This is a genomic window from Paenibacillus sp. JT22N7 (assembly GCF_059383875.1).
Genome location: NZ_JBXENY010000001.1, coordinates 827,907 through 840,643, shown reverse-complemented (window position 1 = coordinate 840,643; position 12,737 = coordinate 827,907). Strand labels below are relative to the sequence as shown.

General features: G+C 51.9%; 8 protein-coding genes. All 8 read right to left on the bottom strand.

The genetic code is table 11. The annotated features are described in order from the left end of the window. Nucleotides 1-19: 19 nt before the first annotated feature. Nucleotides 20-1,162, bottom strand: coding sequence for an oligogalacturonate lyase family protein (locus tag AC50Y5_RS03640; protein ID WP_494858478.1), 1,143 nt, complete (start codon nucleotides 1,160-1,162; stop codon nucleotides 20-22). A 37-nt stretch (nucleotides 1,163-1,199) separates the two neighbouring features. Continuing rightward, nucleotides 1,200-3,275 carry a glycoside hydrolase family 65 gene (locus AC50Y5_RS03635; protein WP_494858476.1) on the bottom strand — a complete coding sequence of 692 codons (2,076 nt, stop codon included), beginning with the start codon at nucleotides 3,273-3,275 and terminating at the stop codon, nucleotides 1,200-1,202. 45 nt (nucleotides 3,276-3,320) lie between these two features. Next, nucleotides 3,321-5,600, bottom strand: coding sequence for a helix-turn-helix domain-containing protein (locus tag AC50Y5_RS03630; protein WP_056032700.1), 2,280 nt, complete (start codon nucleotides 5,598-5,600; stop codon nucleotides 3,321-3,323). A 98-nt stretch (nucleotides 5,601-5,698) separates the two neighbouring features. Then, entirely contained in the window at nucleotides 5,699-7,894 is a 2,196-nt protein-coding gene (locus AC50Y5_RS03625) for a glycoside hydrolase family 88/105 protein (protein ID WP_494858474.1), read from the bottom strand. Next, complete coding sequence (locus tag AC50Y5_RS03620; RefSeq protein ID WP_056029128.1) at nucleotides 7,894-9,252, bottom strand: Gfo/Idh/MocA family protein; 1,359 nt, start codon at nucleotides 9,250-9,252, stop codon at nucleotides 7,894-7,896. Before AC50Y5_RS03620 ends, AC50Y5_RS03625 begins: the two co-directional genes overlap by 1 nt. A 53-nt stretch (nucleotides 9,253-9,305) precedes the next feature. Next, nucleotides 9,306-10,850 (bottom strand): extracellular solute-binding protein, encoded by a 1,545-nt coding sequence (locus tag AC50Y5_RS03615; RefSeq protein WP_056029130.1) that lies wholly within the window; start codon nucleotides 10,848-10,850, stop codon nucleotides 9,306-9,308. Nucleotides 10,851-10,939: 89 nt separating this feature from the next. Further along, the gene (locus AC50Y5_RS03610) at nucleotides 10,940-11,809 is read right to left on the bottom strand and encodes a carbohydrate ABC transporter permease (RefSeq protein ID WP_056029131.1); all 870 of its coding nucleotides are present in this window, start codon (nucleotides 11,807-11,809) and stop codon (nucleotides 10,940-10,942) included. Beyond that, on the bottom strand, nucleotides 11,809-12,711 hold the full coding sequence (locus AC50Y5_RS03605) for an ABC transporter permease (RefSeq protein ID WP_056032702.1): 903 nt from the start codon (nucleotides 12,709-12,711) through the stop codon (nucleotides 11,809-11,811). Before AC50Y5_RS03605 ends, AC50Y5_RS03610 begins: the two co-directional genes overlap by 1 nt. Nucleotides 12,712-12,737: the final 26 nt, after the last annotated feature.

Genomic DNA, 12,737 nt, shown 5'->3' with positions numbered 1-12,737 from the left:
CAGCTTCTCCTCCTTTTGGTTACTTTGCCAGCAACGGTAAAGAACTAAAATCTTCTGGAATCTCGACTACATACAAATTGCCATATCCGTTCTTATCGCTTGTGAAGAGCAGCCTTTTTCCGTCCGCATTGAAACGCGGGTGGGCATGCACCTTCTGCGAATGAAAGCTGCAGCGCAGCTCGCACAGAATACGCGGGCCTTCGTACGCGCCGTCGATCTTGCGCCATAGGCTAAGCGTCTTGACCGCTCCCTTGCCATCAACGATGGCTTGCCCCAATCCGTCCGCGTAGCCATGCCAAGTATCGAAGCCGAACTCCGTCTCTTCCATGCCTGTATTGTCATAACGAATATTGCCAAAAAAATTGGTACCGTCCACTCGGAATCCATGATAGCCAACCGTTACGCCATCCGGATAAAAAAATTCATGCCCAACCTTCTCGCCTTCCTCCAGACGCTCCCTGATCTTCCAAGCATGACCCGTGCGCAGGTCCAGCCCCCAGATACGATGGTCTACCAAATGCCATGGGCCTTCGTGGCAAAAGGTCATCAGCCAAGGCTCCTTTGGGGATGTATTGATATGGGTAATGAATCGGTTCGCTTCATATACCTTCTCTCCGCCGCCGATCTGCGCATCAATACGTACGATCATGCTGTGGGGCGCGGCCTCCATCAACTCCCGATGGCCGACATAGCCGTTGCCTAGATCGAGCCGGATGCGAAACGACAGATCCTCCTGTACGCAGGTCATAATGAATCGGCCGTCGGCTGTCGCGTTCGCATTGCCCAGATGATAGCCCTCCGGTGCTTCGTAGATCAGCTTCTCTTCAAGCGATTCCAGGTCCAGACGAATAAGGCTTCGTCCCATCTTCACGAACGCCGCGCTCCCGTCAGGCAGCAGGCAAGCATCCAATTGATCCACATCGTTGTAATCCGTCAGCTGGGTTATCAAACCGCTCTCCACATGCAAGCTGTACAGGTTCGCGCAATTTTCCCTGTCCGAGATGAACAACAGCCGTTGTTCTCCGTCATACCAACCGTTTTCCGTAAAATATAAATGATAGCTATGCGCCTTATAATTGGTTAATTGCGTTACTTCAAGGCCTGTTAGCCGATCAGTTTCCGTCTTCCGTTCCGAGGGCCACACGATTCCTTTTGCAGACATGCTCTCGCCTCCTGAATTATAAAAGCTTTAGAAGCCTCTACAGCCAGGGCCTCAGCCCTTCCCATTTCACCGACCAGCTTCCATCCTGCGGGAAGCCCGGATTAAGGGCAGCCGGTGTAGCCGCCGATTGTCCGGCTTCGTTTTCCTTCCAGCCAGCAGCCATCATGGCAACGGCTGTCAGCAGCCCGCCGTTGCCCGGCAGATAAGCGGATAAGCCAGGACGCTGATAATTATGACCGTTGGTTAGGTACGTATTTTTGGACGCATCCATTAAAAGGAAATCAACGGCGAGATCCGCTTCTCCGAGTCTTGCTGCCGTCATTGCACACATCGGGAAATCCCAGCCCCATGCCGATTCCCAGATCCATACTTCCTTCACCTTCAGCAGTGTATTCAGCATGACCTTGCGGTCGATTAACGCGCCCGGCAAAACGCCGAGTGCTCCCAGCATGGACGGATGGTCGCGATTTTTCGTCAGAAATGTTTCAAGGCACTGCTCATGGGCAAGGTATACGCCCTCCGCCTGCGGAGGCTCAGCTAACGAACCGGCAACCTCTGCCCAAAGCGGGTTCACAGGCTGCTGCATGCGTTCTGCCCAACAAATCGCAATTTCCAAGCCATACTTCCAGTATTCCAGCTCGTAAGGCGGATTTTTGCTGTCCTGCATCGAATGGCATTCCTGTGCCGGAATAAGGGGCGGCCCCAGATCATAAACCCGCTTCTCATCATTCCAGTGAGCGAAGGAAACCATGAAATCAGCCGCTTCGAACACGATGCTGCGGAACCGCTCCAGAGTATCGCTCGACGGATCCGCCTGATAGCAGAGCTCGGCAAGCGTCATTGGATGCGGCTGCTGCCAGATTAGCCCGTTTGCAACCGGCGATGGGCATGGCTTGCCGTCGAAGCCTACCATCTTGGGCCAACGCGCCCCTTCATAGCCTTGAGACTGCGCCAATTCGCGCGCGACCGGTAAGATTTGCGCGTACCAATCCATGCTGTTCAGCAAATAATTCTCTCTGCCCCACAATGGAAAATGAGCCGCATGCCACCAATGCATCTCCAGATGCGACTTGCCAAACCAGCTATTGTACATCAGGCCTGTTTCTTGCGGCGGCAGCGAGCCTCCACTGTGCAGCGCAAGCAAAAATTGCGACAATACGACGCGTCTCTCCAGCTCATAGGCTCTTGGATCGGCGCTTCCGGAGAAGTCGATTGCCGCGCCGCTCATCCAGAACGATTCCCAATGACGCGCGCTCGCGGACTTGATCGCTTCGACCTCTTCCGTCTGCGCCGACTCCTGCGCGAAGCCGATGGAAAATTCCAGCAATTCTCCGCCCGGGTCCGGCAGCAGCGTAAATTCGTGTACACCGGTCCGCTTCAGTGCCCCGGCGCTCCAAGACCAGTTGACCTCATAGCGGTCCTCGTCCATGCTTCTCACGATATTTGCCCTATTCGCGCCTGACTCGCCCAGTTCCGTAAGATGCCTGTCATCATTGCCCAGATCCGGGAATACGGCCTTGGCCCATGTGGCAGATATCATATCAGGCGCTGGAAAACGGATGAAAACCTGCAGCCTTCCCTGTTCAATTAGCGGCGAAGCGACGCTTACCCCAATCGCATCAATCGTCGGATGGCAAGCGGTCATGACATGAACCGGCACGCCGCTCACTGCGAATTCGCTTGTCAAAATGCCTGTCCATAGATTCATTTTTTGGGTCATATTCGTTATATCCTCGGCCTTTGCTTCTTCACCCGATTCTGATAAAAATCGAAACGAAATGCGGCCAAGCTGAAGGCGATGGGGGTTTTGTCGCAGCCAGTGGTACGCCTCTGGCTTGTCGCCCGGTTTCATCGCATACCCAACCGCCCTGCCGTACGTATCGTAGGCCTGGTACGCGGCATCGCTCTCGGTGAATCGTCCCGAGCTGCCTGTATAATGCCATCCCCAATTGGACTGCGTGCCCAGCGGCACCTCATATTGATTCGGAAAAGTCTGCAGGCCGGTAATATCGGCGCTGAAGGCAAACTCGCCATTGCCTACGGAAAACGGGGACACCGGGTCCCATTTATTCAACTCCGGTTGATGGCGTTCCACGATCTGTCGTCTGTCCATTGGCTCCTCCTATTTGCTAGAACCCAGAGGCTGCGCAGCCTATAATCATTCGAACGGGAAATCCATCCGGGTTCTCATCATATCCCGGTACTTTCCCGGGGTAATATCCTTGAATTTGCGAAAGCTGCGAATAAAGCTATTCTCATGTTGATAGCCAACCATCAGCCCGATATCCGAAATACGGTCATCCGTCTTTAACAGCAGCTCACTCGCCCGCTCGATACGAAGACGAGTCAAATAGTTATAGATCGTTTCTCCCGTTTCTTGTTTGAACAGCTGGCTGGCAAGACTGCTGCTAACGCCAATCGCCTCAGCTACCTCCGGTATGCCTATGGGCTCGTTAAGATTTTGCTTCAAGTAGTCGACCATCCGTTGGCACATGATAAAGTCCTTGCTCTCGGCCAAACGGCGGAAGCGCTGCGCCAGCACGGCAGCCCTGCTCTCCAGTTTATCTTTGATATCCTCCAAGCGAAGGGTATCTATTCGAACATACGTTTGAAAATAAGAGCCTTCCGAGGCTGGGCGTATTTGCTCGATCCTCTCGATGGCCGACTGCAGGAAGGATACGGCCACCGATGGGTACCCGTATTGACAGCGGATATTATCGGTCATTCGAACGACTGCTTCCAGAGAACTCGGCTCATCGCCCATTTCTATAGCGCCAATCAATTCATCCAGCGCGCTTTCAAACTGCAGCGGTTCGTTCACTTCATGCCCGGACACCTCTTGGAACGTGATGACCTGTCCATAGCCTTGGTACAGCCGGTATGTAAGCGCATTCTCCGCTTCCAGCATCACTTGCTTTAATTTTGCAATATCCGTCTGCGTGTTGCTGACCCCAGCCGATACGCTGAATTTCAATAAGCGTGACACTACCTCTAGCGATTCAGCCAGCTTGCTCTCGCATCGCTGCCCTTCTACACGCGGCTGCAGCAAGATGGCTGTCTTATCCGTTCCGAAATCGGCGCATACGATTCGCCACTGCGGCTCGAACAGTTCAGCCACAATATTGGCCAATGCGAATTTTAACAGGGAATGATCGCCGCCGGTAAATGTGCGAGACCATTCCTCATAACGGTCAATCGATAGAACGGCCACCGTCACCGGCGCCTCCGTCCATTCGCCAAAATAACGGTTCCATTTCTCTTCAATGTCCCGCTTCCCGCTAAGATTGCCGGAATAAATATCAGTAAGCAGCTTCGAGGCAGCCTCCGACATCGACTCCCGGACAAGCTGAGCCAGATGCGCATGATTGGTAAGCAATTCACCAGCAAGCTTCTCTAGATCCATGCCCTCCGATCCGCTCTTTTTGCGGTCATACCTGCTGAACAGCTGCTTGAGCCTGCGCACGGGACGGAAAGCCGCCGCATTAATATAGAAAATCGTTAACCCACCAAGCCCGAGAGCCGCAATGGATACTAAAAGAACCACCTTCGCCACCCGCTTGGACTTAGCCAGCAGGCTGTCCTGCTCAACAATAGACACATAGCTCCATCCCGTTACAGGCGATTTGAGCTGATTAATAAGCAATTGGCGATTCTGAATGGTGATATCCCCGCCATCGTCCTCTTTCAACGACTCAATCGCATGGTTTACCGACTCTTGATTAAACTCATAGTTCGAAACGGAGTAGAGCAGCTCGTCATGCTCGTCAATAATATAGCGCATCCGGTTCAAATTGTTCATGATTGGCGGATTCAGCTTCGCGAATAACTCGTCATTTTTAAGATTGACAGCTACGATTCCTTTGAACTCTCCTTGAATCATGATCTTACGGAACAGCGTAACGCTTGAGCCTTTAGCTCCTGCCCCTTCAGGCACCATCCTTTTCTTAATGAGCGTCGTCCTCTCTCCGAATTCAGAAGCTACGCCGGTCCAGTCGGAATCGTCGAATGTCAGCCTATTGGAGCTGAAGCCCTGCGGAATGGCCAGGAAGCTTTCCCGGGTAAGATCATAAACATAAATGCTTTTAATATATTTGGAATTGCTGATTAATGTCGATAGAAACTGGTAGGCCTCCGTAATATTCGTATATGAGCCCTGTGATTTGCTGGTCAAAAACTTGTAAACATTATCATTCAAAGCGACTTGAATCGCGACCTTGTCGCTCTCGCTGATCAACTCGTCGATCACGTTCATATCGAGCTTCAGCATTTGGCGCTGCAATTCGCTGAGCTCTTCCTGCATCACCGATTTAGACGTGTTGTACGAGGTCAAGCTTACAGCCAGAATAATGAGAAAGACGGAAACGGTCAAAATCAGCACGAGCCTAACTTGGGTATGTGCCAGATTATATTTCAACCATTTCTTGATAGACTGCGTCACGATAAATCCCACCTTATGCCGAGGATCCTTCTATTATAACGTGATCCTGCTCTCGCAACATACTCAGCCCGATCTTCTTACTCACACTCCAAAGCCCCTCAAGCCTTTTCTTTCAACCATTCTTTCATTCGCTGCGTTTCAATGCCGGCAAGCAGTACGATGCCGATGCCATGCGTATCATTCAAATTCCAGCCTAATTCATGCTTATAGTAAGCATGGGAATAGGACCAGCTGGAGCCTTTGCATACCCCGTACAGATTCCCTCGTTTGTCGATGGCCCGCTCGCATAATCCCTGCCAGCCGGTCAGCGCCGCCCTGATGTACGGCTCCGGATTTTCGAGCCAGCTATGGCGAATCCCGAGCGCAAAGCCGTAAATGAACATCGAGGTACACGAGGATTCCTCATATGACTCCGCATCGACCAATACTTGATGCCATAGGCCATGCTTGCCCTGCAGCCTGCGGTATCCTTCGGCCAAATCCCGATAGAAAGCGAGTATGGACGGGTAGCTCTCATGCGTCCTTGGCAATACTTCGAGCAATACGGCCAGCGAGAAAAATACCCAGCCGTTGCCCCTGCCCCAGACCGTCCCAGACGGCTTGCTATTGCGAACATCATACACATGAGACATGACCTGCCGATCCGCCATGTACAAATACTTCTTATAAAGCAGAAGCTGCCCCGCGGCTTCATCCATATAGCTCGCATCGCCGGTAAGCTCGGCATACCTGCATAGGAAAGGAACGCTCATGTACATATCGTCGCACCACATCGTGTTATGCATACTCGGGGAGACGCCGACTTTGCGATATAGCGCGCCGTCTTCCATGCGGTCCTGCACGTTCATAATGTAATGGGCAATATCATCCGCCACCGCACGCGAGCCTTCAATCAAGCGGTCGCGTTCTGCCATAATGGCTAGCGCCCCAAAGGAGCCGCAGTCATCAAGACTGTCGATATGCGACAGCTGGTTGTTTAAGCCTGCTGCTCCGAAGCGCTCGCGGTCCCACAGCGAGTAGGCATAAGTCGATGTCGCGAACTCGACATGGCCCGCAACGTAATCCGCCAAATCTTCACGCTCAAGCAGCCGGCTTGAACCTAGCAGTCCTGACAGCGTAACGCCAAGCGGATAATTCCAACGGCCGTAAAGCTCATTTTCGAGAAATGGGCGTACATGCGCTCCCGGCTGATCCGTCGTCCAGAAAACGTTCGTGAAGCGGTCGGCCGACACCTTGCCCGGTGCCAGATAATCGGCCGAATCCATATTCGCTTCCGGTGAGAGCGGACCCAGCAGCAGCCATTTCCCTTTATAGCCATGCACGCGCCGCCCGAGAACCAGTTCAACGTTAGGCGATGCAATGTCCTCAAGCTGAAAACCCCATCCTTGCCCATCGCATCGGCAATGGGCGATTAGGTCGCCGCTCCCCGGGTCTGCACCCAATTCGAGGGAGAAGTCTCCCGCTTCTCGAACCGCGTATACTTCTTTTCCCTGCCATATAAACTGTAATGGACCGTATGCGGTTCCTGAGATCGTGACTGGCTGCTTAGAGACGGTACGGTTGGCGATCGTCGTCCATGCATAAGCGGAATAGCCAGGCTGCATGCCATATAAAAGATCCAACCGCCCTTTCCCCTCTTCTCGTGCAGGCAGCCATTCCGCTCCAGTAGCTGCTTCCGTCTGATTCGTGCCCGGGATGCGATTAATCGGATGGGCCGACGGCGCCGTATAGATCCAGCCTTCCTCCCCGTCCCGCTCATCGGATGGAGCCAGAAAGTGAAAAGGCTTATTTTTGCGGCTGCCTGTTCCGAACGCCGCTCCGCAGTTTCCTTCCTGTCCCACCCCCAGCTCCAGAACAAAGTGATTCCATCCCCGCAGCAGATTTATCTTTAGCTTTATCGGCAGTACGACTGAAGTCGGATCCGCTTCGGACATCTCCTCCTCCGGTGACGAGCCAAAGCGCTGATCCCCATTGTGATGCAGCTTCACTTGCCCGTAGCAGCGAAGATGGAAGATGAACTCCTGCGGCTGATCGATCCAGAGCTTTGCCCAAGCGTAAACCCGCAGGCCTGCTTCCATTTCCTTAAACATGCTTCTCAGCGGAAATTCATATAAGTGGTCCGCTCCCTTGCGGACCGCGCTGGCCCGAGTCACCCGGTACACAGGGCCATGAGGCGGATTATCGCCGACATACCGCTGCGCAATAACCTTGAGCACATGCGGAATGCTTCCGCCCTCCGTCTGCGCGGCCATGCTTTCCATCGAATCGACATACCCGCTTAGGTTAGCTGCCATTACCCTCCTCCTCTCTGGCCGTTTAGGCTCTTTGGACGCTCCTGCAATTCGCTGCCAGGGCTGCCGGTACCGCTTTCCAGCACTTCCTCGATCGTAACCAGGCGATGCTCCTTTACCGAGCGCCAGACCGCTTCGCCCGTCGCCACCGAATAAGCGCCGTCAACCGCACCCGATAAGATGCGGAACGGCCGTCTACGGTCCTCGCCCATGAATAAGTCTTCCAGCAGCAGCGGATCGCCCCCGCCATGTCCGCCTTCCCGGTGCACGACATGTATCGTTTCCTTTGAGCCGAACAATGGAAAGTAGTCGATCGTTTGGACAGGCGTAGGGAATGGCGTTCTGCCAGGCATATGATATTCCACCGTCTCGAGCCTTCCTTTCGTCCCGTTAATGGCTAGCCGATAACCTTCATAAGGCAGCGAGAAGTTGACGGAATAACTGAGCAGCGCGCCGCCGCTGTATTTCACGGTCGCGGCGTACGTATCTTCAATTTCTATTTCTGAATCGAAAATGCAGCGGTCCGGACGGTAATCCGAATAGGGAAACGCCGATGTCTTCCCTGTATCAAGAGACCCGAGATGATCATCCGGCACTTTAAGATTCCGGCTGCGGGCATTCCACCGCGAGTAATACGAGCAGTCCTCGGTATGAGAGCAGGTGCTGCAAAATCTGCCGTCCTCCTTCCTCGGATTCGCCTCGCCTTGGGCGCCATAATAATTCAAAGCACCAAAGGAAAATACTTCTACCGGCTTCTGATCAATCCACCAGTTGACCAAATCGAAATGATGTGTGCTCTTGTGTACGGACAAACCGCCCGACAGCTTGCGTTCCCGGTTCCACCTTTTGAAGTAGCTCGAGCCGTGATACGTATCCAAGTACCAGTTCAAGTCAATCGATGTTATTCTGCCAAGCTTCCCTTCCTGCACAATCTCCTTAATCTTCGTATGAATCGGGGCATAGCGGTAATTGAAGGTCACGATAACCGAGCCCTTGCTCGCCTTCTCTGCTTCAATAACGCGCTTGCTGTCTTCTCCCGTTGTCACCATTGGTTTCTCTGTAATGGCATCCAGATCATGCTTTAGAGCGGCAATCAGGTACTGCGCATGCGTGTCGTCGCGGCCTGCAACGATAATCACGTCAGGCTTCGTTTCAGCGACCATTCGATCAAACTCGTTCTCGCCGTAGGTTCTTATGTCGGCATGCTCCGGATATCTCGAACGGTACAGCTCAAAGCGCTTGGGATCTCGGTCAAGCAGGCCGACAAGCTCGCAGCCTCCAGCGAAAGTGGTCAGGATAGGCTTGGCGAACATGCCCAGCGCACGTCCGCTCACGCCGCAAATGGCGTATCGTTTTCTCATCTTATCCAGTCCTTTCTTGCATTTACGCGATCATGAAGACTTCCGCATACCGCTTATTCCTTCACTTTGGCATACCATTCTTGGACGCGCTTGGTGACGGCCTCGCCTCCGGCTTTATTCCAACGCTCCACGAACTCTTCAAATTTCTCTATTGGCCATTCGCCAATGACGATTTTCGTCAGATATTCTTGAAAAAGCTTATGAGATTGGATATCCGGGAAGCCTTCGTACACCGTATTCGGCAATCCGTCGCCGGCGATTCGACGCGCATCGGACGTGCTGACCGCGAAGACATCCTGCACCATCTTCTGCATGTCTTCTGGAATCGTCTCCTTGATCCTTACATCCATATCTTCCTTGGTCGTCAGATTGCGCATCCCAAGCGCGATAGGCCGGCTGTCCTCTGGCGGCAATATGACCTTCTTGCCGTTTACGACTTCATGCTGCTGGCCCTCTATGCCAAAGCGAATAAATTCATCGTTGCTTTGGTCATAGAAAAAATCGAGCAGCTTAAGAGAATATTCGGCTTTATCCTTTGCAGCAGTCGGAATCATCCACTCCGGCTCGCCCATGCTCTTCTGCGTCACAAAGCCTTCAAAACCTTCGGCCTTAGGTACCGGCATGCCGACTACGTAAGCATCGGGCGCTCCTTTGAGCATCGCAGTATAGCGTTCGCGGAGATTGGCTGGAAGGTGATACCAGCTGCCGACCAGGTTATTGTTGATTTTGGCCTGCCAAACATCGCCTTTGTTCAGAAACGTCTCATTGTCTAATAGCTTCTCTTCATATAACTCACGAATATATGCGATAGCAGCCTTCATATTTTTCGTAACGCCAGCGTATTGAATCTCTCCTTCATAGATATCCCATTCCGGTACGCCTTCCCACATCGCGACACCATACATGCCGAACAGGTGGTCCATCCACTTGCCAAACTCGCGGCCCGACGTAGGCAGCTCATCCGCCTTGCCATTGCCGTTCGGGTCCTTGTCCCGGAATGCCCGCAGAACCTCTTTATACTCCTCTGTTGTTTTCGGCATAGACAATCCCACCTTATCCAGCCAGTCCTGACGAATCATCGGCGCCCGCTCGGGTACGAGAAACACCTTAGGCACATAATAAATATGGCCGTCTGGGGAAGCTGACCGCACGATATCCCATGCTTCTTCCGGAATGTTCTTCCATACATTAGGTGCATACTTCGGCAGCAAATCATCGAGTGGCAGAGCGCCGCCCTGCTTGATTAACGTCTGCTCGATGCCTCCAATCGGACGGAGAATGTCCGGCAGATCATCGGACGCAATCATCAAATTCAGAAATTCCGTTGGCTCCGAGCCTGGTGCCGTCGTCAGCAGTTCGTATACGACCCCCGTCTTCTCCTCCACATATTTCACATGCTCATTATCTTTGCCCGGAATGGTTCCTACGCCCATATGGCTTTTGAATACTTTCACCGTAACGGGCGTATTCTTCTCCGCATCATTCACGGAAGCTGCAGGCTTCTCTCCATTATTGGAACAGCCCGAGAGAATCGAAACGACCAGCAGCGATACTAAAGCGGATACTCTGGCCGACTTTCCAAAAACATGTTTCATCATGTGTTCAGTTCCCCTTTTAATGGAATTAATGCTATATATCAAGCCGGAAATTCGGCTTCATACCTTCTTTTCTTCCGCCCTAAAACCCATCATTCTTTCAAGGAGCCCAGCATAGAGCCTTTCACAAAATATTTTTGCAAATAAGGATATACTAGAACAATCGGGATCGTAGCGAATAAAATTGTAGCCGCTTTCAACGTTGTCGTATTAAAATCGTAGTCACCCAAAACCAGATTGACTGCGGCAAGCTCCTCCGGAGAGGTCAAATAAGCGCGAAGCTTCGTTTGCAGCGGCCATTTCTCCGGATCGCGGATGAACAGCACCGCCCGCTGAAAGGTATTCCAATAGCCTACCGCATAAAACAGGCTTACGGTGGCAATTACCGGCTTCGAGAGCGGCAAATAAATTCGGAATAAGATGCCGGCCTCATTACAGCCGTCGATCCGTGCGGAATCATCAAGCTCTTTCGGAATACCTGTAAAGAAGGTACGAATAATAATCATGTTGAACGTACCGATCACCCCTGGCAAAATGAGCGACCATAGCGAGTTCATCATACCCAGCTCGCGCACCGTTAGAAAGAACGGGATCATCGGCGCATTGAAGATCATGGTAATGATAATACCGAGCATGATCGGCTTACGGATAAGAAATTGCTTATGCGATAACGGGTAAGCCGTCAGCACCGAGAATAGCATGCTCAGCAAAGTTCCAGCTACCGTTATATAAACGGTGATACCGAACGATCTCCACAGTCCAGTGTTCTGCAAAATATGTGACCAGGATGCCGTCGTGAATTCAACGGGGAACAGAAACACCTGCTTGGAATCCGCCGCGATCGGCGAGCTGAAGGAGACGGCCAGCAGTTGAAGGAGCGGAAGCAGCATCGTGGCAGCCGCAGCGATTAGAAACGCGTAATTGAAAAACTGGAATAATTGATCTCCTGTAGTCTTTCTCATCACCACAACCCCTGTTCTGTTTTTCGAGCCATGCGGTTAAATATCCACAATAACACGAATCCGATGACCGACTGGAATAATCCGATCGCTGTCGTGACGCTGTACTGCCCTTGCAGCACGCCTGCCCGGTATACGTACGTCTCGATGATATCACCGACCGAATACGTCATCGGCGTCAATAAATTATAAATCTGATCAAAGCCAAGCTCCAAAAAATTCCCAATATTCAATAGGAACAGTACCAGTATCGTCGGGAACATGGTAGGCAGCGTAATATGGATCGTCTGCTTCCACCGGTTTGCCCCGTCCATCACAGCCGCTTCATATAAACTTGGATTAATGCCTGCAATCGCGGCCAAGTAGATAATCGTTCCCCAGCCCACATCCTTCCAAATGCCGGAGATAACGACGATAGCTCGAAAATATCGCTGCTCCTGCATGAACAGAATCGTTTCCTGCCCGAACCATCCGCGAAGCATATTGAAGACGCCCTGACTGGACAGCAATTCGAATACGATGCCCCCAACGACGACCCAGGATAGAAAGTGCGGGAGATAAAATAAACTTTGCATGACCCGTTTGGCAAGCATCAGCCTGACTTCATTAAAGAGAAGAGCTAAAATAATCGGTGCCGGGAATCCAAAAACAAGTTGATAAAAGGCGATTGTCGCCGTATTCCTTAATACTAAATAGAAGTCTTCATACGTGAAAATAAATTTGAAGTTGTCGAGCCCAACCCACGAGCTGGACAGGATGCCTTTGAAAATCTGATAATCTTGAAACGCGATCACGCTGCCGGCCAGCGGTAAATATTTAAATACGAGATAATAGATGATGCCAGGCAGTATCATGACGTAAAGCATCCAATACTTTCGCATATTAACGAGATAACGATTCTCCATCAAGTTGAATCCTCCAGTCAATACGC